This window comes from Fannyhessea sp. C0108B2 (assembly GCF_056583915.1).
Genome location: NZ_JBWPJQ010000006.1, coordinates 72,369 through 93,935, shown reverse-complemented (window position 1 = coordinate 93,935; position 21,567 = coordinate 72,369). Strand labels below are relative to the sequence as shown.

Below are 21,567 nucleotides of genomic sequence, written 5' to 3'. Positions count from 1 at the left end.
TAAACTATAGAAAAGAGCTTTTATTCTTGCACACGGTCGTGATTGATAGGTGTATAAAACAGACGTTTGATTTCGTCTTGCGTGTGAGCTTGTCCTAATACCCACATAGTTTTGGCAAGCAAAGCCTCGGTGGTCATATCGGCACCACGCAGAACACCTTCGTTATGAGCAAATGCTTGTCCAACTTCGTATACGCCTAAATCTAAACCTTCTTCGGCAACTTGTGTGGTAAGTACAAGCGTTTTACCTTGCTCTATCCAGTTTTTAAGCGCAGACGCAAAATTATGCTGATGAGAATTGGGAATGCCACCTATACCAAACGTTTCTAGAATAAGCGCATCATACTCTTTAGCAAGTGCGTCAAAAATATTGGGTTTAAGCCCTGGAGTAAGTCTTAGACACATAACACGATCGTTAAGACGCTCATAAAAGCGTACACATGAGTGCTCACTTTCTTGTGCTGTTTTGTAATTGCTACATTCCGACGCCATTGGTGCATGCGGTGTAGATAAGCCTGATTGCAAAGCACTTCTGTTTTGTTGGGGTTTTTGATCGCAACAGCCATGTCGTACAATTTTATTTGCTCGAATCATAGCAATCAAGGGATAATTTATGCTGGTAAACGCATTATAGCTCATGGTTTTTTGCTTATACGCGCGTGTTCCGCACATAACAGATCCGCCAAATACCACATTAACATCGTAGGAATTATCATCGCACGCAAAAAGTGCCGCCTGATAGAGATTAAGTTTTGCATCGGTAAAAGCACCTGTCATAGGCTGCTGCGAACCAGTAAGCACAATAGGCTTGGGACTGTTTTGAATAAGGTAGGATAGCGCGGCTGCGGTATATGCCATGGTATCGGTGCCGTGCAGCACGATAAATGCATCAAAATCATCGTAGGCATCTTTAATGCAGTGCGCAATTTGTAACCAGTGCTCAGGAAGCATATTAGTTGAATCAATATTCATAAGCTGCGTAGTCTTAAACGTGCAAATATCTTTAAGCTGTGGTACATAGCGTGCAAGCTCTTCTCCCGAAAGTGTAGGAGTAAGACCTTCTGCCATGGGTTGAGAGGCTATCGTACCTCCGGTAGCTATAAGCAGGATATGCTTCATGTTTGTTCTCTTTGTCTCGTGCGTGTTCAATAAAGTATGCGCTGTGTACACAACATGTGCTGTGTACGTTCACTATAAGCATTACGTATTGTAACAAGAATATATGTGCACAAGCGTGTAGCGCCTTATAAGCTCATAGAGTTAAAACGTGCTCTCACAATACCTACATAATAGGCGGCTGGTAGCCTCGCGCGTATGAAACACCTAAGCTAACAGCCAAAACACGAGGGGATTGCCATGGAGGTAGGGTTGCATATCAGCCTGAATTGTATGATATAGAAGCTGAAAGTTAACTGAATATAACTTTGTTGTACAATAGCATCGATTCAAAAAGTTAGCAGTGGTTAACACGTATTTACAGAGTTACAAAGCGTGTTTGAAATCGTTTTTTCTATAACCACTCGTTGTCTGGAGGTTTGCATGAACAAGTTTGGTACTATTGCAGCTTCGGCTCTTTCCGTTGGTCTGGCATTTTCTATTTTTGGTTGCGCAGGACAACAAAGCGCTCCTAAATCACAATCTCAAAACACTGAGGCCGAGCAATCTCAAAGTGCGTCTGCTGATAAAAAAGAGGCAGTAAAGGATCTCAAGGGCTGGGAAGGCACTTGGAATGACTTTAGCAAGTATCTTGATGATAAAGAGCTTGATTCCGCTTATGCTGAGAAGGCACAAGAAGCAGGTAAGTCACCTGAGGACATTAAGAAAGAGCTTAAAGAGCGTCGTCATTCAGACTTTGGTGGTCTTGAGATCAAGGGCGACACCATTACCTTCCTTGATGGCTTTAAAGACAAGGGCGGAAAAGAAATCGGTAAAGTTACCTATAAGTTTAAAGACTCCAAGAAAGTACAACACGGCGGTAAAGAGCTTGAATGGGATGTTTTTGAAGCACAAGATAAAGATGCTAAATATCCTGTATTGCTCATGATGCCTGTTCACGGTGAGGAAGAGCTTGTTCACTTCCACATGCGCTATGGTAAGAATGCTGATGAACTCTTTAAGAAAGACGGTTGGTTCCCAACATTTGTTAAACCAAACAGCACGATGGATCAAATTGCCGACGAGGTTAAAGAGTAAATTTGATTTAATAATTTCTAAAAGTCCTCGCACTTGCGGGGACTTTTTGCTTACCTATATGGAGTATCAAATCGTATGAGATATTCAAGAAGAGAATTTTTGGGCCTTTGTGCCGGCGCTTGTTCCGCTACGCTTGGCGCAAGCATGTTGGGTGCATGCCGCAGAAGATCGCATGCTAAACCCGTTATTTATGCGTCTTTTTATCCCGTATTTGACTTAGTCCGTGAAGTTGCTCAAGATACGGTTGAACTGCATTCATTTATGCCACCTAATAAAGACCCTCATGTTTGGGAGCCAACGCCAAAGGGCTTGCGCGATTTAAGCGAAGCCGATCTTCTCGTGGTAAATGGTGCCAATATGGAGCACTGGATTGATCAAGTTCGTGACAACTTGCCCAATTTACCTGTATTAACGCTTTCTGACGGTATTGACTTAATTACCTATCGTGGTGCTGCTGCAATGGGAGAATTTCAGTACATAGCGCGTCTTGGCGTAAGAAGCGGTACGTACGGTTTTGAATTTGGCCACACGCACCAAGACATTATGCGTGTTGCGTTCTTTAAGGCAGACGAATCTACACCACTTGCAGACTTGGTAAAACGCGGTCGCCAGATTATGCAGCAAAAAGGCGAGGTTATCGCCCAGCATAAAACAATTGATGTTGAAGACGGTAAAGTGTATGCACTTGAGATGGGTCACGAGAGCGGATATATTGGATTTACTCTGCCCGAGGATGCAAGTTGGATTGTTCTTTCTGATAGAGCGAGTGCCGATTTGTTATCGTATCGTTTAGTTGAATCAGAAAATGGTGACGAAATTAAAGTAACGCCGCTGATGGAAGGTTCTTCATCAGGTGCCGATAAAATTACCTATGATCCTCACTCATGGATTTCATTTATAAATGCTAAACAGTATTGTGCGGCTATTCATGACAAGCTTTGTGATATGTATCCTGCTAATAAAGAGGAATACCGTAAGAATAAGCTTGATGTCGTTTCTCGTCTTACCGAATTGGGTGCGCAGTATAAAGAGAAATTTAAGCCTTTAACACGACGTGAATTTGTGGTAACGCATAATGCATATTCGTATCTGTGCAGAGATCTTGGCATTAAGCATTTTCCGTTGCAAGGACTTACCTCTACCGAGGCACCAGCGCTTAAAACTGTTCGTAAGGCAGTTGATTTTTGCCATCGACATAATGTAACAACTGTATTTTACGAGCTTGGAGCATCGTCTAAAGGTGCCGATACTGTTGCCGAAGAAATTGGCGGTCAGGCGGTGCCACTGGCTTCGATGGAGTACGTAAGCGAAGAGCAAGGTGCCGAGATGAACGGCTACGTTGAAATCATGAAAGACAACGTTGAAAAGATATATCAGTCACTTGTTTAGCCTATCTATTTGCACGTTTGGTACACAATTGTTTGAAGCCTAAGGAGGGTTCATGCACATAATAGATGTTTCGAACCTCAATTTTGGATATACATCCGAGTTGGTGCTCAAAGATGTCAATCTTTGTGTTGACGAGGGACAATTTATTTGTATAACTGGAGAAAATGGTTCGGGTAAATCGACGCTTTTGAAAGTTTTGCTTGGCGAGCTTAAGCATTTTGAAGGAAGCGTTAAATTATTTGGAAATGCAATTAACTCAATTAAAGACTTTAAGGATATTGGTTACGTTCCTCAAAACAGCGTTATGAATAAAGTCGCGTTTCCTACTACCTGTAGAGAAATGGTAGCTATCAATTTATATCGCTCGTTTGGCCCTGTTAAATTCCCCGGAAAAAAGCATTTTGAACGCGCGGAAAAGGCCTTAGTTGACATGGGTTTGGAAAAATATGTTCGCACGCCATTTAACGAGCTTTCTGGTGGATTGCAGCAGCGCGTTATGATTACACGTGCACTCATCAATGATCCACGTCTTTTGATTTTGGACGAGCCAACGGCAGGCGTTGATAACGAGAGTAAAGTTCGCTTTTTGGATCTTTTGGAAACAGTTACACAAGAGCGCAATATTACTGCTGTTTTGGTTTCTCACGAACTTGAACTTGTATCACGTCATATTAACTTTGATGCAACCTACCGTATTAATTCAGGAAGGATAGCTCATGTTTGATCTTCTTTCAATTTTTCAATTTGAATTTATGCGCCGAACGCTTGCTGCGGGTCTTATGCTTGCTATTGCATTGCCGCTTATTGGTATCGTGATGATCAACCGCAAAACGTCAATGGTTTCAGACGCACTGTCGCATGTTTCGCTTATGGGTGTTGGTTTAGGCTTGATTTTTGGATTTGACCCTGTTATTGGTGCGGTATGTACGTGTATTGTTGCAGGATTCTTTATAGAAGGAATTCGTGCAAAAATGCCTCAGTTTGGCGATATGTCGGTTGCAGTAATTATGAGCGCAGGGCTTGGTATGGCAGTTGTACTTGCCGATTTTGCACCTGGTGGAAATACGTTTGAATCGTATTTGTTTGGTTCGGTTTCTGCGGTAACGGTTGTTGATCTTATAAGCACCGCAGTTGTTTTTGTGGCAACGCTTTTGGTGAGCATTATTTGTTATGCAGGTCTTTTAGACCTGGCTATTGATGTAACGCTTGCTCGTATTGCTGGAGTAAAAGTTGCGCTGGTAAATGGTGTATTTACACTGCTTGCGGCCATTATGATTGGTTTAGCTTGTAAAGTTGTAGGCGCTCTTTTGGTTGTATCCCTTGTTGCACTTCCCGTTGCAACTGCGCTTATTATGAGCCGCTCGTATTTTCAAACCTGCGTGTTGTCCGTAATTTTAGGTATCATCTACACGATGGTAGGACTTATTTTCTCGTACTTTGAAGACGTACGTCCTGGTGGAGCAATTGTTGTAGCTGCTGTTATTGGAATTGTGATATTCCTTATTGTTTCTTCGATTAAAAATAGGCTTAAACCTACTAAAGGACGCGGCGTATCTAATGCTGCTGCCGCAAGCGCACAATAAGCACGTATGTTGAGAGCCCCTATATAGTTTAGTTACTACACAATATGTAACTACATAATAAGGCTTTGGATTACTCCAAAGCCTTATTTTTGTTCATACTCCATCACGCTTACATGGGCCTCTTAGGTGGACTTGCCCTCGTTTGTTGTGTGCTCATCGTCTAGCTCGAGTTTGTGAGGTGGCCATCGTTTTGCGCGTTTAAGGCTGTCGCATAATATCCATTCAATTTGTCCGTTAACGCTTCTCATTTCATCACGCGACCAAATTTCGAGCGCATTCCATATATCGGGGTGTATGCGTAAGGGATATTGCTTTCTTATTGCCATATGCCTTGAGCTTTCGTGTTTGTGACAGTTAATACAGTGGGATATCTTGTACCTGCATGTGTGCATATCCGTTTATTGATCGTGTTTGTTCAAATAGTACCAAGCAATCAATTTCTTAAGCGGTATACACCGGATTTACTATTGATATAGCGATCCTGTATTCAGCACGGGTTGGGTTTCTGATTCGCCACAAAGAACTACCATAAGATTGCTTGCCATAGCTGCTTTTTTATCATCGTCAAACGCAACTACGCCTTCTTCTGCAAGAGAGGTAAGTGCCATGTTAACCATAGATACCGCACCTTCTACAATTTTCTTACGAGCAGCAATAACTGCCTCTGCTTGCTGACGACGAAGCATTGCCTGCGCAATTTCTGGTGCGTATGCAAGGTGTGTGAGTCGAGCGTCTTCAACTGTTACGCCTGCTGGAGCAAGCTTAGCACTGAGCTCTTGGCGAAGTCTTTGCGATACATCTTCGATATTGGAGCGAAGCGTAATAGCGGTGTTGGTGGCATCATCATCTTCCATGTGGTCATAGGCGTATAAGCTTGCAACGTGACGGACTGCTGTTTCGGTTTGCATGTCCACATATGCATCGTAATTATCCACATCAAATACGGCTTTAGCCGTATCAACAACGCGCCAAACAATAACAGTTGCAATTTCTATGGGATTTCCCATCTTGTCATTTACTTTAAGACGATCGCCTGTAAGTGTGCGTGCTCTAAGTGAAATAGTTGTTTTACGAACTTTTACTTGCTCGTTAGATGACGAGGAATTGCTATTTGATTCTGATAGATTGTATGATTTGTATTCCACTGATGAGTTTAAGCTGCGCGCAAAGAACGGATTTGCAAAATGCAAGCCGTCTGTTTTTACCGTTCCTTTATAGTTTCCAAAGAGGATACATATACGCGCTTGTCCAGGTTGAAGGGAAAAAAGACCCATGTTTACAATACAGGTAGCAAGTAAGAGCACAAGTGCAATACACAAGGGTGTTAATGAAGGCATTTGTTGGAGCTTATCTGCCTGTATGGCCTCCAATATAAACTGTATAACTGCATAAATTGCAAGTGCATAGCCTGCAATTACAAAAGGTACAACTATCCATCCGTTGAGCGTTTTTATCTCTTTTTCTTGCGTCATATCAGATCCTTTCTCGCAAAGTTATCAATGACGTTGTTATATCGTTTATAGCGCTGTCTAACCGATATGAATATGATATCACATTTATATCAAAAAAAGAACTTTTTGCATATGTGCGCAAAAAGTTCGTAAAACGAGGCGGTGCTTAAGCACGCGCGTTACAAAATGAGCACGCGTATTTCTTGCCTAAAAAAGCGTGTCTAGAACCTCAAGAACGCCATCATCGTTATTTGAAGGTGCTTGTTTTTGAGCATAATCAGCTATTCCGTCCATAGCGTTTGCCATCGCATATCCGCAGCCTACATACGAAAGCATTTCTATATCGTTTGCAGCATCACCAAATGCAATACATTCCTCAGGTGTAATATTCCAGCGTTTGACAAGTAAATCTATTCCAAACGCTTTATTAATACCTGTCAAAATAAGATCAATGGAGCCGTGACCACTTGTGGTAGGAATAATGTGCGAGGGGAGTTGTGCGCGAAGCATTTGATAATACGAGTCGGTATCGTTGGGTTGCATAACTTCGCATACTTTAAGAATGTTATCGTTAATCTCTAAAAGATTATCAACAATTTCTAGAGATGGAAAATAATATTTTACCAACCCTATAAATTCTGGCGTTGCATGGCGTTTTTCTATGTACGACGCGTGTTCTCCACAAAAAATAGTGTACAAATTGGGGTCGGGCATAACCGTATTGTAAATGGTACGTAGATCTTTTTCGTCCAAATGAGCGGTATAAATAAGCTTGCCCGAATCAACAACATATCCGCCATTTTCGGCTACATATGAAAGTGTATCTGCATAGCCGGGGAAAGACTGTTTAAGCTGAATATACTGGTTACCACTTGCCAAAACAAAGCGTGCACCTTGTTGTGTCATGCGATGAAGAATGCGCCTAAAACGAGGCTCATCAAACTCTTTGTTATCTCGTAAAAATGTGCCGTCCATATCACTTGCTACAAGCTTAATGGTAGAACTCATGGGTAATCCTTTCTTGAGCGCCTGTAATGCTCAAAAGCGTGCCTTGTTGTTCTACCAAACCTTTCAGTGGTAGATAGTTCAAAATTCAAGACAACTCAATTAGACGCGTTTGATGAACGCGCTTGATTAACGAATCTGCGCAAAAAGCGCTTGTTGATTACATACCGCGAACAAGGTGTTTTGCGTAACATGTCTTAGCTAGGAGCGCATAAGCTCAAGCATGGCATCGATATCTTTTCGACCAAACGCAACATCATCACGATCATTTACTACAATGCACGGTACGCTCATAACGTTATAGCGTGCTTTAAGTTCAGGGTAGTGAGCAATGTCGTATACGTCAACCGAAACAGAAGAATTACATGCAGCAATATGCTGGGCAGCAACTACGGTATCTGGACACATGGTGCAGCTAAGACTTGCAAGAATTTTTACGTTGGTGGCACCTAATGCAGCAATAGCGTGTTTTTGCTCGTCAGTAAGTTTTTGACCAGGACCTGCAACGTTATACAAACCAAGCATAAATGAGGTAAACTCGTGGCCTCCAGGAACGCCGTGAAACGCCAGTCCGCTATCTTGGCCTTGCTCATTGCATACGTGTACGCAGGGAAGATATGCTTCTTTGTTTGCTTGCTCTTGAGGAAGGATCTCCACTTGTATTTTGGACGAGATCTTATGCAATTCTGTGCAATATGCACGTAGTTCTTGAGAGAGGCTTGTTTCATCAAGCGCAAGACGCAGAATTACCGAGCGCTCCATGCGTGCACACAAGCCTTTGAGCTGCTCAACCATATCAGCGTCAAAGAGAGCGTTTGCATTTGGTGCAGATGTATCGGTAGCGTCAGTGTCATGTTGTTGCATATCATTTACACGCGTTGATGGACGACGAGGAATAAGGCCTGTTTTCTTTTGCTGGTGTACAATGGTGCGCTCCATTTCGGTAGCTGCAATAGCGGCTTCACCTGTTGCGGTTACCACTTGGCGCAAATCCTTAACGCATACATCACCTGCAGCATAGATACCTTCAGCACTTGTTTGCTTTTGGGCATTGGTGATGATGTTTCCTCGTGCGTCTAAGCTCACAATATCGCGCACAAGTTGTGTTTCGGGCGCGTACCCTGCAAGAACAAAGACACCAAAGGTATCGTTTGGCGCAGCTTCATAGGTATGAAGCTCACCAGTTTTATTATTTTTAGTTACCAATTTAGAAGGCATGGTATCACCGGTGAGTTCGGCAACTTCGGTATTGGTATGGATAGTAATTTTTTCGTTTGCCCGTGCCGCATCGGTAGAGGCTGCAGCGCAGGTAAAATCGTCCTCGCGAATAAGAATATGTACATGCTTTGCATATTTGGTAAGAAATACGCTTTCTTCGGCTGCAGCAAAGCCTCCGCCTACAACAAAGACGTCTTTGCCCGTAAAGAATTCACCATCGCAGGTTGCACAATATGCAACGCCGTGACCTTGGAACTTCTCTTCACCGGGGAACCCAATTTTTCGAGGTGCAGAGCCTATTGCCAAAAGAATGCTCAAGGTTGAGAAATCGCCTTTGGTGGTATGTACAATTTTTATATCGCCATCTGATTCGATGCGAGTTACTTCTGCAAGCATAAGCTCGGCGCCAAAAGATTCTGCTTGACGACGCATAGTATCGGTGAGCGCCTTTCCGCTTATGCGCTCAACGCCAGGATAATTAACAACTTCGTTGGTAATGGTGATTTGCCCACCAAATTGCTTTTTCTCAACAATTAAGACGCGATAACGAGCGCGCGCGAGGTAAATACCTGCAGTTAATCCAGCAGGTCCTCCACCTACAATAACTGCGTCGTAGAGCGTGTCAAGCTGTGGTGTATGAGGTTGTGGTGTATTGGTTGGTAGAGCGTCGTTTGGAGCATGTTTATTTTGATCCATGACAATCCTTTCAGTGCAAAATATGGTCGTTATGCGTGTAACGAGGTAATACTTAAGCAAGCGTGGTTAAAAATCGTGCAGTTTGAAATCAAGTGGTTAATATCAAGCGGTTTATAATTCGGCGGGTGGAAATCAAGCTATCCTTAAAACTACGATAAAAGCCCGTGCAACTGCAACGGGCTTTTACTGAGCATGCGAGCGAATATAAGCTCTCTACGTGCGATTAAAGTTGCCCAACCAAGTCAAGGCTTGGTTTAAGCGTATCTTCACCGGGTTGCCATTTTGCAGGACATACTTGGTCACCATGAGCGCGTACAAATTGTGCAGCCTCCAGCAAGCGGAGTAATTCTTTTGCCTCGCGTCCAATGCTTCCCGAAGTCACTTCGTATACCTGAATTTTACCGTCAGGGTCTACAATAAATGCTCCACGCTCTGCTAAACCGCTTTCTTCAATTAACACGTCAAAGTCGCGTGCAAGAACACAGGCAGGGTCTGCAAGCATAGGATATTGCACTTTGCTTACACGATCTGAGTGATCGTGCCATGCTTTGTGCACAAAGTGAGAGTCACATGAAACGGAATAAATTTCGCAGTGAGCTTTTTTGAAATTATCATATTCTTCGGCAAGCTCTTCAAGCTCGGTAGGGCATACAAATGAAAAGTCTGCAGGATAGAAGAAGAACAATGACCATTTTTCATTGCCGTCTTTGTCTTTGCCGATCACATCATTTTTGGTAACTACCGAAAATGTATCGTTTTGATAAGCCTGTACTGAAAAATCGCCAATTTCTTTTCCGATAAGAGACATGTGTTCCTCCTAAAAACATGACTTACGTTACCTTTCCTTAGGTACATGGTTTCTATTTCCTTATTCGATTGTTCTATACACATCTTCTATGCGCATACATTAAAAATTCGTAAATGGGCGAGCGCGTCATAATAAACACGTGTTCTTGGCGGATCTGCGCAATTTAGGCATGCTCTGAACTTGCGTTTTGTTCGTCTTCCAAAAGGTCATCAATGGTACCTGCGCAATAGCGCGTGCACACAAGATCTGCTGTGTCGAGCGTTCGTGCTATATCGATATCTGCACAAATACCAAAGTCACAATCGCCGTCGCTATCCAAAAACATTTGACGCACGCACCACGTCCCCAATTTTTCGTCCGTGGTGTCAAAGGTACAATAGGTGTTTGATCGAGCGTCTGCAGTAAGCTCTATTTGGTCGTGAGCCTCATAAAATTCGTCCAATACACGCGTCCATTGTCGCGCGTGCCAGCCCCATGCGCCGTCGAGTTCGCCTAAAGCCGAAGCATCATGTTGAGCGGCTTTAACAACGCGTTGGAACAAAGCATTGTGAATAAAGATCATAAGTCCGCGTCTATCGGGGACGAGATCTTGCGTTTGAGGCATACGCGGCGGCTCAGCTGCGTGTATAAGGTTGTTACCTTGCCATTCATCAAGTAACGACGAGTCGGTTGTACTAATGAGTACGTGCAGCCATGAAATAATGTCGTGGAGTTTATCATCAAGTTTGGACTCAGGAATTGTTTTTGCTAAAAATCGCCATACATCTGATAAGTATCTAAGCAGCGTTCCTTCATTTTTAATGATGCCTACAACTTGCACATAGGTTTTAAAATCGCTTGCCGTTTCAAGCATATTTCTTACGATAGATTTTGGCATAGGCACAAAATCCCGCGCCCAGGGTACTTGGGCGCTATAGTTTTCATAGGCAGTTTTGATAAGCGATTCTAAAGGCTTTTCGTAGCTTACGTCCTCGAGACGCTCCAGCCGCTCTTCGTATTCGATACCTTCTGCCTTCATACGGCTCATAGCCTCGTTTTTTGCCTTTTTAAGCAATGCTTTCATAATTTGCGGTGGATTATCAAGCGCCGATTCAGCAAGAGAAACAACATCAAGTGCATAACTTGGACTTTGAGGATCTAATAATTCAAGCGCCGCAAGAACAAATGGCGCAAGTGGCTGATTAAGAGCAAAATCCTCGGGGATTTCAATGGTGGGCCTATAGGTAGCTTGTATCCAGCGTTTTGGCTCGGCTACGCGCGCAAAAAGCGGGTTTGTGTCAAGGTCATCTTCTTTATATGCTGGGTTCGTTGCGCTTAGCGCGTCTGTTACATCCGTTACGTCTGTTGCGCTTGCCTCATTTGTTACGTCTGTTTTATCTGTCACTTCTGTTACATCAGAATCAAAATCCTGACAAACCTGTTCAATAACGCCCGAATCAAGAAGCGTCGCAAAAATTTCCTGCGTTCTTCCCAAAAGTTGAGTTTTTTCTTCATCGGGGATAAACGAATTCATAATGAGAAATACGATGCGCCGAAAAGCGTGGCCTTGTTGCATAACTTCTGCAAGTACAAGCGCATGCGATATTTTAAGATGTGCGCGCAACTCTTCTGGAGAGCTTTCAATAAGCTTGTGAAATGTTTTTTCACTCCAACTCAAAAATCCTGCTGGTTGAGAAGGTGCTTTTATGCGTCTAAGTCTTTTAGGATCGCCTTGCGCCTTTGCCTGTGCTTTAAGACGTTCGATTTCATATACCGTTGCCTGTGCTTGTACCACGCCTTCGGTATCAAAACCGCACCTGCCTGCTCTACCTGCAATTTGATGGAATTCTCGCGCATTCAGATAGCGCATGTGCCGTCCGTCAAATTTAGTGAGCGAGTTAAAAATCACGGTATGGATTGGAACATTGATCCCAACGCCTAAGGTATCTGTTCCGCAGATAACTGGTAAGAGTCCTTGTTGCGCAAGTTTTTCTACCAAAAGTCTGTAGCGTGGCAACATTCCTGCATGATGTATGCCAACTCCACATGTGAGCAAGTGTTTAAGCGATTTACCATATGATGTGGTAAAACGAACGTTTTGCAAAAATGTTTTGATTTTTTCGCGCTCCTCTTTGGTAGAAATACCAAAATTGGCAAGCGCACGCGCACTTTTTTCGGCCTCGCTTTGTGCAAAATGCACAATATACAAAGGAGCTTCTTGTGCTTGCAAGGCTACCTTAACACTTGCCTCTAAGGATGTAGTAGCGTAGGCAAAGCGCAGAGGTACAGGACGAGGTGCATTGAGTACTGCATCAACGTGTCTTTTGGTCATACGCTCCAAACGTGCTGAGAGCGCGCTCATATTGCCAAGTGTGGCGCTCATAAGGAGAAACTGTGTATGCGGAAGGGTAAGCAGAGGTATTTGCCACGCCCATCCTCGGTCTTTATCGGCATAGTAGTGAAATTCGTCCATGCACACCGCCGAAATATCAGAGTTCGATCCAAAACGCAAAGCGTCATACGCAAGAATTTCTGCCGTACAACAAATAAGAGGAGCTTCGCTATTGATAACTACGTCACCGGTAATCATACCTACTAAGTCTTTGCCAAAGAGGGCAGTAAGTTCAAAAAACTTTTCGCTTACCAGTGCTTTTATAGGAGCGGTATAGTACATGACGCCGTTTTGAACTAAGGTAAAATAACACATTCCAAGGGCAACCATCGATTTTCCCGAACCAGTAGGCGTACCTAAAATAACGTGGTTGCCACTTGCAAGGTCTAAAAGCGCTTCTTCTTGATGATCCCAGAGCGCTTTACCCGAATCTTCTGCCCAGTTTATAAATCGCTCAAGCGCTGTTTCTGGATCAAGGTGTTCAAGATTTCCCTGTTCATCAAGGGGTAAGAGCTTATATAACGAAGGAAGTTCATCCGTATGGTTACAAGATTCGCCCGAGTTGGTACCATCGTTTGGCTCATCTTGATGTGTTGTTGTGGTAGGAGATGAAATGGCGTTTGTTGGTATATGCATGTGTGCTCGATTTCTGTCACGTTTGCTTTATATGTATATTTATATTTCTTTGCTCTTGAGTCACTTATTATAATATAGTCAACTGTGTTGTTTAACTGATATTGAATGGATTTTAGCTCGTGGAATTCTACTCTTTAATGTTCATATGCTTTTGTGCACTTTTGTGCATAACCTACTACGCAGTAGGATATATCTTTAAGCGCTTCCAATGGGTAGTTATCCTTATCTTTTCGCTTATCTTTTATGCACTTGTTACCAATATAGATACCATTGTCTATGTTGCGTTTACCCTCGTGCTTACCTATATCACCACCTTATCACTTAACAGAATTGATTCCTCAAGCAAAAAGCGCTTACATACCATCACCAATAGAGCAGACAAAAAGGCTTTTAAGCATAAAGCTGCTCGTATCAAGCAGCTTGTATTGATAGCAGCTCTTATGCTTATTGCAGGATGCTTATGCTACCTTAAATACTGGAATACCATTCTCTATGCACTAAGTCTTGCTCCTTCTACTAAAAGCTTAGGGCTTTTGCTTCCTTTAGGTATTTCCTTTTATACCTTCCAAGCACTCTCATACGTCTTTGATATCTATAACCAAAAGTACACACCAGAACAAAATCCATGTAAGCTTGCATGCTATCTCATCTACTTCCCTCAACTTATTCAAGGCCCCATTAACCGCTTTGATAAACTAGCACCTCATCTTTTTAGCTATCACGCAGCTTCTGATACACACTTTGGGCGTGCATCAGTACTGTTTTGCTATGGTGCTCTTAAAAAGTACGTTATGGCAGATCTTTTAGTAGACTCCATCTCATATATCTTCGACTATAAGCCTGCCTCTCTTCCAGGCTCTATTATCGTCTTTGGTATTTTGCTTTATTCTGCTCAGCAATATGCCGACTTCTCAGGTGGTATCGATATGGTAGAAGCCACTTCTGAGTTTTTAGGCATTCCTATGCAAGCAAACTTCCGTCGTCCGTATTTTTCTATTTCACTGGCTGATTTCTGGAGACGCTGGCATATCTCTTTAGGTCTTTGGATGAAAGACTACGTATTTTATCCTTTAGCACTAACACGCCCCATGAAAGCTTTAGGCAAGTGTGTAAAAACACACATATCTTCTCACTTAGGAAAAACTCTTCCTGCAGCCCTTGCCAATATCTTTGTATTCTTACTCGTAGGAGTTTGGCATGGTGCTGATGCACACTTTATCTGGTGGGGGCTCTATAACGGTCTTGTAATTGCCACATCAGATATTGCAAAACCTCTTACCCAAGGCTTAGCACATCTTTTGCACATTAACCAAAAAACCCGCAGCTACCATGTATTCTCGGTTATTCGCTGCTTTATCGTAGTAAACATTGGCTGGTACTTCGATCGTATCTTTGATGCACAAACCTCGTTTACTTGCCTCTACAACACGGTGTTCTCGTTTCGCGCGCAAGACTTTGTAGCAACCTTACGCACCATAGGAATCCATAAGGATAAAATAAGTGCGCTGTGCCTTTCTTTTGTGATGTGGTGTATCGTTTTTGCAGTAAGTTTCTATCAAGAGCAAGGCCACGATATATTTACGTTTTTATCGAAACAATCGTATATTGTTCGTATTCTATTGTTTGCACTCTTTGGCCTTTTGATTACCTTGGCATGTATCTTTAATGTGGGAGGAGGGTTCATGTATGCCAACTACTAATACATCCCCACAACATACGCCGGAGTCTACAAGCACGCCTTCGTGCTCACAAGTGCAACATACATCATCAGCATCAAACAACAATAAAGACACAAAACATAAGTGCTTCTTTATACGCAAAATCAAGATTGCAATCTTATCTTGTGTTTTGCTTGGTATTATTGCAGTTTGTTATGCGCATATCTTTTCGTTATATGCTTCTTTGGCACAAGTAAGTTGGAATGATTTTAGAGAAGCTCCCACGTGCGATACGGTTATTGTGGGATCTTCGTATGCACAGCGTAGTGTAAATCCTCTTGTGTACGATGAAACACGTGCGGAACTTTCAGACGTTCAAAATCCTTCTACTTATAATCTTGCAACTCCTGGTCAAGTTTTATCTTCCACCTACGATACGGTGCTTGAGGCTATTGAACATAAGCATGTTAAACGCGTTATCTTGGGTATTGGTTTATATTCTCTTGATAATCCATATAACGTTCGTGCCGAAGTTCCCTATCTTTATGCACACTATCAACATGATCCCATCACGCTTGCTCAAAAATTGGGGTCACTTGTGCTGCGAAAAGAAACATTTGGTGCAAAGGATTCACTGAACGTTTATTTTCCCTGGGTATTTACGCCTACGCGCACGCCACAGGCGCTTTATTACAATGTTGTTTCTCGTTTGACTCACGAACCTTATGGCTTAGCGGCCCAAAAGGTAACTACAGATTGGACGTATGTCGGACGAGGCTATGGTAATTATAACTGGGCTTTGGAAGATGGAAATTATGATACGTCAGCTCAAGTATATGGGTGGCCTCGTCTTGATCAAAAGAGCTTTGAATATATAGAACAAATTGCCCGTCTTTGCCAAGATCGTGGTGTTTCGTTTATCTGCATAGCCACGCCTCATCCAACGTATGATATTGCGGCGTTTGGTCCATTTTATCCAAAAACCATGCAGCGCGTACGTGATATTGTTGAAGGCGCCAACGGTGTATTTCTTGATTGCAATATGTGTAAAGAGGGTGTTCTTTCATTTTCGCGTTCGGAGTTTGCCGACTTTGAACACTTAAATACAGCTGGTGCCCAACATTTTTCGCGTTACTTGGCTAAACTTATATATCGTATAGACATGCACGAAGATGTTTCGCAGGATTTCATTTCGTATGACGAATGGGATACTTGGATGAAACAGTACAAAGCAACGAAGGGTAACTCATGAAGTGCGTTTTAACTTGGTTGGAGCAATCTGCTGCACAAAGGCCGCGCCATTGTGCGGTAAGTGATCCACATCTGTCTCTTACCTATGAAGAGCTCTTACACGCAGCGCAAAGTTTTGGTACGTATTTTGCAACAGCAGATCATGCTGCTGCGCGCCAATCTATTGCTTTTTATCTCGAAAAAAGCTCGTACGCGCTTGCTGCTATGCTTGGAGCGGTGTATGCAGGAGATTACTATTCGGTTCTTGATACACGCCAGCCTGCTGTTCGTATTCACGAGATTTGCCACACGCTTAATCCGCAGGTAATTGTAACTGACGATGAATTTTATGAGCAGGCTTTAACGCATATAGATACAAACTGTTATCAGGTCGTTCGTTTATCCGAAATATTGCATACCGCAATAAATACTGACGTTTTGGCTGCATGTCAGCGTGCTTTGTGCGATATCGATCCCTTGTATGTTAATTTTACTAGTGGATCTACGGGAAAGCCCAAAGGCGTTGTTGTTTCTCATCGCTCGGTTATTGATTTTATTCCAATATTTACCTCTACGTTTCATATGGATGGCGATGATATTTTTGCCAATCAAGCTCCCTTTGATTTTGATGTGTCGGTAAAAGATATCTATTCTGCGCTCTACTTGGGTGCAACGCTTCAAATTATTCCTCGTGAGTATTTTAGTGTTCCCACCAAACTTATGGATTATCTGGTAGAACAAAAGGTAACTACGCTCGTATGGGCAGTAAGCGCCTTGTGTTTTGTATCAATTATGAATGGCTTTGATTATAAAGTTCCTACTACTATCAAGCGTGTGCTGTTTTCGGGCGAAGTTATGCCGATAAAACAGCTTGCAAAGTGGCGTAAATATCTTCCTGATGTTACCTATGTTAATTTATATGGGCCTACAGAAATCACCTGTAATTGTACCTATTTTGTGGTTGATCGCCCGTATCAAAAAGGCGAAGTTATTCCTATTGGCAAACCATTTGATAACGAGCGTGTGGTTTTGATTGCTTCGTGTGACGAGGGCGAGGATAAAGCGTGTGCAGTTGCGGATGAAGGCGCCCTTAACGATGGCAAGACTTGTGAGTATCAAGTTACCAAGGCAGGTGTAGAAGGCGAAATCTGCGTGAGCGGAACGGCACTTGGTTTGGGATATCTTAATGAGCCTCAAAAGACCGCTGCTGCGTTTGTGCAAAATCCGTTACAAAACAGCTGGTTAGAGCCTTTATATCGTACGGGTGACATGGGCTATTTTGATTCTTGCGGAAATCTTGTCTATACGTCGCGCAAAGATCATCAAATTAAGCATCTTGGTCACCGTATTGAGCTTGGCGACATTGAGGCTGCTGCCATGAATATCGATGGGGTAGAGCAGGCGGTTTGTACCTATGATAGTAAGCGTCATCGCTTGCATCTGTTTTATATGGGTATGGCTGCGCGCTCAGATGTTGCGGATGCGCTTCATCACAATTTACCTCAATTTATGATTCCTAATACACTTGAGGCACTTGAGAAGTTGCCCCTTACTAAAAACGGCAAAGTTGATCGTCAAGCTTTAATGAAAAAATAAGGAAACAATATGGATATACAAGAACTTGCAACAATTGCACAAACATATGCCACGCCCACCTATGTCCTTGATGAACAGGCTTTTAAGCAACGTCTTGAGCATGTTAAAAAGATCATGGGTACTTCAATTGATTTGTGCTATTCCATTAAGGCCAATCCTTTTCTTTCAAAAGCTGCACAAGCATGTGGCTTTAAGCTTGAGGTTTGTAGCCCTGGCGAGTTGGAAATCTGTAAACGTTTGCATGTAGATCCAAAAGCCATTGTGTATTCAGGTGTTTGCAAACAAACGGATGATATACAAGCTGCGCTGCGCTATGGCGTGGGTGTTTGTACAGCCGAATCGGTTTTGCAAGCATTGCTTATTGAACGCGAAGCGGCAAAGTTAGACCAAGAAGGTCTGCTTTCAAAATCACCTGTACGCGTTTTATTGCGTCTTAATGCAGGTAGTCAGTTTGGTATGTGCCAAGACGATCTGGAGCGCCTTATAAATAATCGCGCGCAATTTATGCATTGTTCGTTTGTGGGTATTCATTATTTTGTTGGAACTCAGCGTAAAAAACTCACGCACCAAGAAAAAGAATTAGTTCGTTTAGAAGCGCTTATCGATGAACTTGAAAGCAAGTACAATTGGAAATGCCAGCGTTTGGAATACGGCCCTGGCCTTGCATATCCCTATTTTATCGATCAAGATGCCTCTGATACGCTTTTGCCTGCAAAAGAGCTTGCACCCACATTGCAACGAATAGCAAATCGTGTACCGCTGACGGTTGAAATGGGTCGTTTTTTTGCAAGCGAATGCGGAACCTACCTTACGCGTATTGTTGATATTAAGCATGGTCAGGACACAAAAACAAACTATGCATTTATTGATGGTGGCATTAATCATGTGTCTTATCTAGGTCAAATGATGGGGTTAAAATGTCCGTCTATCATCAATGTGAGCCAGCAACAAGCAACGTGTCTTGATGTGTCTGCGTGCGAGGATGAGGCGCAGCCAAAATCGGCGTTATCTACACAAGCGCAGTCTACGCCTGAAGAGCCGCAGCCTTTTGCGCAGGCTGATGAGAGCAAAGGCGGCCGTTTTACCAGTTCATGGACGTTATGCGGAAGCTTGTGCACTACTTCGGATGTTTTGGTAAGAGAATATGAATCTTCGCTTGGTTTAAATGATATACTTGCTTTTCAACATATAGGTGCGTATTCTATCACCGAGGCAATGTATTTGTTCTTAAGTAGAGATATGCCTCGCATTGTCATTCGTAAAGCGCATGGTGTTTACGAATTGGCACGTGATTTTATACCAACAAATGTATATAATTGTCCGCAAAACGCGGGTAAATAGTGGTCTATCTCAAAGGAGCACGTCATGGATGACATTACACTTGATGCAGTAATTGCAATGCTTTCTGATATCAATGATGAGGTTGATTTTTCTACCGAGGACAAGTTGGTAGACAATAGAATATTGGATTCTTTTGACATTCTCTCTGTTATCTCTGCAATTGATGATGAGTTTGATGTATCTGTTCCAGCAAAAGAGATCGTCCCAGAAAACTTTAATAGTGCGCAAGACATTTACGAAATGATTGTTCGTTTAGCTGATAGCGAATAGCCTTGAACATAGCCGCTCAATAGCCAAACATGAGCGAATAAATTGTATGCGCATTACAACAGTATTATGTGTTCGCGGTACGTATGATTGAAAGTTCATCTCTGTTGTAGTTATGCTGTGCGCTAAATTGGTTGTGCTTGTGTTAGTTAGCAAGTTTTGTGCAAGTTACGCGTGAGTTTTAAGCACGCTATCATATGTACGATAAAACCTCCCAAAGCCTTTGTGTGACTTTGGGAGGTTTTTTGTGTGAGGGAGCTTTTCGTATGAGACATCATAGGGTTTATGTATCACTACCTCGTGCGTTTATAGGTATGGCATTAGCTCTTGTGTTTGCGTGGTATGGATTTACTACAACACCGTTGTCGTATGTTCTACCTGCGCAGATGCAACCAGCATATATGCGCCGCGCTCCACAAGTGCGCCTTTCTCAGCCTACGCAGTGGTCTGGTGAGCATTATCCCGATTATGTGCGCGTTGTTTCGGGTGCATATATTGATAGCGATGTGCCTGTGGGTGCTGTTGTGTACAGTCCGCTTGATGCGTATGGTAGAGCCGTAAAAGTTGAGGGTTGCGTAACGTATGACATGATGCAGCACGGCAGTAAGCGTCAACGAGAAGAGCTCCCTAATCCTAGTGGTTGGGGGTATAACAAAAAAGTTGCCATAGAGTTACCACAAGGTCGTGTGTATCATGGTTGGTTTTGGAATAGAAGTCATATGCTTGCAAAATCATTGGGCGGTGAGGAAAAGCTTGAGAATCTTGTATGTGGCACGCGTATGCAAAATGTGGGTGCTCACGACGATAAAGGAGGGATGGATTATTGTGAGGCAAAAACTCGACTGTGGCTTAAATCACATCCAGATGGATATGTGTACTACATAGTTACAGCACTTTATAGAGCTGATGAACTGGTCCCACGGAGCGTGGTGGTTGATATGCTTTCAAGCGACCGCACAATCAATGAAGAAGTAGAAGTTTATAACACGGCTTTAGGATACGAAATAAATTATAGTGACGGTACATTTAATCAAAAATCCGAATGATACAGATATTATCTACGTGATAGGTTGAGTGTTGCTATTTTGTGGCTTACGAGCTTTGTTGTGCGTGTGCCGTATACGCTGTGTATGCTGTGTCCGCTGTGGTTTGTGGCACTATTGCGCAACATAGAGCTTGATAGAAGCTCCTTTTGTCTTTAAAGTTCCTGGTGCAGGGTCTTGGGCAATGACTGTACCTTTTGCCACTTCGGAATTTTCTTCGTATTCAATGTGGTCTTTAACAAAAAATGAGGTGTCAGCAATTGCTTTAAGTGCGTCTTGCTCGGTAAGTCCTATAAACGACGGTACTTCGCGTGAGTCTTGACTCAATTTTCCAACTTTGAGGATTACGGTACTTCCACGCATAACGTTTTCGCCCGAACTCGGTGTTGTTGCAATAACCTTTCCAATTTGGTCGTTAAGGGTAGTTGTCTGTTCTTCCACTTTAACGTTAAGATTTTTGCTTTGTAGCTCTGCTGTTGCTTCATCTACTGAAACACCTACATAGTTATCCATGGTTTGACCTTTGAGGAGTCCAAAGCATTGGGTAAGTATGGTAGATGAAATAAGAATGGAGCAGACAAGCGCAATTGCAATTGCTTTAAGAAGAAATGGTAGATCCTTAAGTTTTTGAATTGCAGACTTTTGAATAGTTGTTGTATCTAGATAGGTTGCAGGAACGTATAAATCACTTTCGGGTACCTGCGAATCGGTATCTTCGTGAGTTGGAACTTCGGGAGTATCTTTTATATGCTCTCTGGTAAATAGATTGTCGTTCCCAATTTCAAATAAGGTATGTAAGTCATGAGCAAAATTTTCGCTCATAGATTTTTTAGATTCATGTGCATTGCTTAAATTCACAATGGTGTGGCTGTGAGATGGCATATGTATATGTGGAAGGTTTTCCAGCATATGTTTTTTAGAATTGCTCGGCAATGATGTTCCCTTAAGAGCCCTACAGATACCGTGTTTTGCATAAAACACCTTCCATATAATACGAATTATTACAAAACTATGCAAGTTATCCTATTAGGTATGTGAAGCGATGTAGAAATATTAGATGAATACCTTGATGATCTATATACA

The 21,567-nt window shown here is 42.6% G+C and carries 18 protein-coding genes; 10 read left to right on the top strand and 8 right to left on the bottom strand.

What is annotated here, in order from left to right; all coding sequences use genetic code 11:
* Positions 1 to 20: 20 nt before the first annotated feature.
* On the bottom strand, positions 21 to 1,118 hold the full coding sequence (locus AC1DBT_RS04310; RefSeq protein WP_480018734.1) for an asparaginase: 1,098 nt from the start codon (positions 1,116 to 1,118) through the stop codon (positions 21 to 23).
* A 420-nt stretch (positions 1,119 to 1,538) separates the two neighbouring features.
* Between AC1DBT_RS04310 and AC1DBT_RS04305 the strand changes: the two genes are divergently transcribed.
* From AC1DBT_RS04305 to AC1DBT_RS04290, 4 genes are all read left to right on the top strand, one after another.
* Positions 1,539 to 2,192 carry a ZinT/AdcA family metal-binding protein gene (locus AC1DBT_RS04305; RefSeq protein WP_480018733.1) on the top strand — a complete coding sequence of 218 codons (654 nt, stop codon included), beginning with the start codon at positions 1,539 to 1,541 and terminating at the stop codon, positions 2,190 to 2,192.
* 75 nt (positions 2,193 to 2,267) lie between these two features.
* Positions 2,268 to 3,581 (top strand): metal ABC transporter solute-binding protein, Zn/Mn family, encoded by a 1,314-nt coding sequence (locus AC1DBT_RS04300; protein ID WP_480018732.1) that lies wholly within the window; start codon positions 2,268 to 2,270, stop codon positions 3,579 to 3,581.
* 52 nt (positions 3,582 to 3,633) lie between these two features.
* Positions 3,634 to 4,305: a metal ABC transporter ATP-binding protein gene (locus tag AC1DBT_RS04295; protein ID WP_061103144.1), complete on the top strand. Its 672-nt coding sequence runs from the start codon at positions 3,634 to 3,636 to the stop codon at positions 4,303 to 4,305.
* Positions 4,298 to 5,164, top strand: a complete 867-nt coding sequence (locus tag AC1DBT_RS04290) for a metal ABC transporter permease (RefSeq protein ID WP_480018731.1) — start codon at positions 4,298 to 4,300, stop codon at positions 5,162 to 5,164. Before AC1DBT_RS04295 ends, AC1DBT_RS04290 begins: the two co-directional genes overlap by 8 nt.
* A 122-nt stretch (positions 5,165 to 5,286) precedes the next feature.
* Here the strand turns inward: AC1DBT_RS04290 and AC1DBT_RS04285 are convergent, their stop codons facing one another.
* The 6 genes from AC1DBT_RS04285 to AC1DBT_RS04260 form a co-directional block, all read right to left on the bottom strand.
* Complete coding sequence (locus tag AC1DBT_RS04285) at positions 5,287 to 5,490, bottom strand: type II toxin-antitoxin system antitoxin (RefSeq protein ID WP_480018730.1); 204 nt, start codon at positions 5,488 to 5,490, stop codon at positions 5,287 to 5,289.
* Between the two features lie 138 nt (positions 5,491 to 5,628).
* Positions 5,629 to 6,636, bottom strand: a complete 1,008-nt coding sequence (locus tag AC1DBT_RS04280; protein ID WP_480018729.1) for an SPFH domain-containing protein — start codon at positions 6,634 to 6,636, stop codon at positions 5,629 to 5,631.
* 186 nt (positions 6,637 to 6,822) lie between these two features.
* Positions 6,823 to 7,623, bottom strand: a complete 801-nt coding sequence (locus AC1DBT_RS04275) for a Cof-type HAD-IIB family hydrolase (RefSeq protein ID WP_480018728.1) — start codon at positions 7,621 to 7,623, stop codon at positions 6,823 to 6,825.
* A 198-nt stretch (positions 7,624 to 7,821) separates the two neighbouring features.
* On the bottom strand, positions 7,822 to 9,534 hold the full coding sequence (locus AC1DBT_RS04270) for an FAD-dependent oxidoreductase (RefSeq protein WP_480018727.1): 1,713 nt from the start codon (positions 9,532 to 9,534) through the stop codon (positions 7,822 to 7,824).
* Positions 9,535 to 9,757: 223 nt separating this feature from the next.
* Positions 9,758 to 10,342, bottom strand: coding sequence for an alkyl hydroperoxide reductase subunit C (gene ahpC, locus AC1DBT_RS04265; protein ID WP_006303389.1), 585 nt, complete (start codon positions 10,340 to 10,342; stop codon positions 9,758 to 9,760).
* 163 nt (positions 10,343 to 10,505) lie between these two features.
* Positions 10,506 to 13,349, bottom strand: coding sequence for a DEAD/DEAH box helicase (locus AC1DBT_RS04260; protein WP_480018726.1), 2,844 nt, complete (start codon positions 13,347 to 13,349; stop codon positions 10,506 to 10,508).
* Positions 13,350 to 13,468: 119 nt separating this feature from the next.
* Between AC1DBT_RS04260 and AC1DBT_RS04255 the strand changes: the two genes are divergently transcribed.
* The 6 genes from AC1DBT_RS04255 (at position 13,469) to AC1DBT_RS04230 (ending at position 20,487) form a co-directional block, all read left to right on the top strand.
* Positions 13,469 to 15,049 carry an MBOAT family O-acyltransferase gene (locus tag AC1DBT_RS04255; RefSeq protein WP_480018725.1) on the top strand — a complete coding sequence of 527 codons (1,581 nt, stop codon included), beginning with the start codon at positions 13,469 to 13,471 and terminating at the stop codon, positions 15,047 to 15,049.
* Positions 15,036 to 16,259: a hypothetical protein gene (locus AC1DBT_RS04250; RefSeq protein WP_480018724.1), complete on the top strand. Its 1,224-nt coding sequence runs from the start codon at positions 15,036 to 15,038 to the stop codon at positions 16,257 to 16,259. The genes AC1DBT_RS04255 and AC1DBT_RS04250 overlap by 14 nt, the downstream gene beginning before the upstream one ends.
* Positions 16,256 to 17,833 (top strand): amino acid adenylation domain-containing protein, encoded by a 1,578-nt coding sequence (locus tag AC1DBT_RS04245; protein ID WP_480018723.1) that lies wholly within the window; start codon positions 16,256 to 16,258, stop codon positions 17,831 to 17,833. Before AC1DBT_RS04250 ends, AC1DBT_RS04245 begins: the two co-directional genes overlap by 4 nt.
* A gap of 9 nt (positions 17,834 to 17,842) precedes the next feature.
* Positions 17,843 to 19,174, top strand: a complete 1,332-nt coding sequence (locus AC1DBT_RS04240) for a diaminopimelate decarboxylase family protein (RefSeq protein WP_480018722.1) — start codon at positions 17,843 to 17,845, stop codon at positions 19,172 to 19,174.
* A 24-nt stretch (positions 19,175 to 19,198) separates the two neighbouring features.
* Positions 19,199 to 19,444, top strand: a complete 246-nt coding sequence (locus AC1DBT_RS04235) for an acyl carrier protein (RefSeq protein WP_006302549.1) — start codon at positions 19,199 to 19,201, stop codon at positions 19,442 to 19,444.
* A 263-nt stretch (positions 19,445 to 19,707) separates the two neighbouring features.
* Entirely contained in the window at positions 19,708 to 20,487 is a 780-nt protein-coding gene (locus AC1DBT_RS04230; RefSeq protein WP_480018721.1) for a DNA/RNA non-specific endonuclease, read from the top strand.
* Between the two features lie 111 nt (positions 20,488 to 20,598).
* Here AC1DBT_RS04230 and AC1DBT_RS04225 read toward each other — a convergent pair whose 3' ends face one another.
* The gene (locus AC1DBT_RS04225; RefSeq protein WP_480018720.1) at positions 20,599 to 21,417 is read right to left on the bottom strand and encodes a PASTA domain-containing protein; all 819 of its coding nucleotides are present in this window, start codon (positions 21,415 to 21,417) and stop codon (positions 20,599 to 20,601) included.
* Positions 21,418 to 21,567: the final 150 nt, after the last annotated feature.

Excerpts from the sequence above, each read along its gene's own strand:
- AC1DBT_RS04310 (WP_480018734.1), bottom strand. The coding sequence starts at position 1,118 with ATGAAGCATATCCTGCTTATAGCTACCGGAGGTACGATAGCCTCTCAA.
- AC1DBT_RS04305 (WP_480018733.1), top strand. The coding sequence starts at position 1,539 with ATGAACAAGTTTGGTACTATTGCAGCTTCGGCTCTTTCCGTTGGTCTG.
- AC1DBT_RS04300 (WP_480018732.1), top strand. The coding sequence starts at position 2,268 with ATGAGATATTCAAGAAGAGAATTTTTGGGCCTTTGTGCCGGCGCTTGT.
- AC1DBT_RS04295 (WP_061103144.1), top strand. The coding sequence starts at position 3,634 with ATGCACATAATAGATGTTTCGAACCTCAATTTTGGATATACATCCGAG.
- AC1DBT_RS04290 (WP_480018731.1), top strand. The coding sequence starts at position 4,298 with ATGTTTGATCTTCTTTCAATTTTTCAATTTGAATTTATGCGCCGAACG.
- AC1DBT_RS04285 (WP_480018730.1), bottom strand. The coding sequence starts at position 5,490 with ATGGCAATAAGAAAGCAATATCCCTTACGCATACACCCCGATATATGG.
- AC1DBT_RS04280 (WP_480018729.1), bottom strand. The coding sequence starts at position 6,636 with ATGACGCAAGAAAAAGAGATAAAAACGCTCAACGGATGGATAGTTGTA.
- AC1DBT_RS04275 (WP_480018728.1), bottom strand. The coding sequence starts at position 7,623 with ATGAGTTCTACCATTAAGCTTGTAGCAAGTGATATGGACGGCACATTT.
- AC1DBT_RS04270 (WP_480018727.1), bottom strand. The coding sequence starts at position 9,534 with ATGGATCAAAATAAACATGCTCCAAACGACGCTCTACCAACCAATACA.
- ahpC (WP_006303389.1), bottom strand. The coding sequence starts at position 10,342 with ATGTCTCTTATCGGAAAAGAAATTGGCGATTTTTCAGTACAGGCTTAT.
- AC1DBT_RS04260 (WP_480018726.1), bottom strand. The coding sequence starts at position 13,349 with ATGCATATACCAACAAACGCCATTTCATCTCCTACCACAACAACACAT.
- AC1DBT_RS04250 (WP_480018724.1), top strand. The coding sequence starts at position 15,036 with ATGCCAACTACTAATACATCCCCACAACATACGCCGGAGTCTACAAGC.
- AC1DBT_RS04245 (WP_480018723.1), top strand. The coding sequence starts at position 16,256 with ATGAAGTGCGTTTTAACTTGGTTGGAGCAATCTGCTGCACAAAGGCCG.
- AC1DBT_RS04240 (WP_480018722.1), top strand. The coding sequence starts at position 17,843 with ATGGATATACAAGAACTTGCAACAATTGCACAAACATATGCCACGCCC.
- AC1DBT_RS04235 (WP_006302549.1), top strand. The coding sequence starts at position 19,199 with ATGGATGACATTACACTTGATGCAGTAATTGCAATGCTTTCTGATATC.
- AC1DBT_RS04230 (WP_480018721.1), top strand. The coding sequence starts at position 19,708 with ATGAGACATCATAGGGTTTATGTATCACTACCTCGTGCGTTTATAGGT.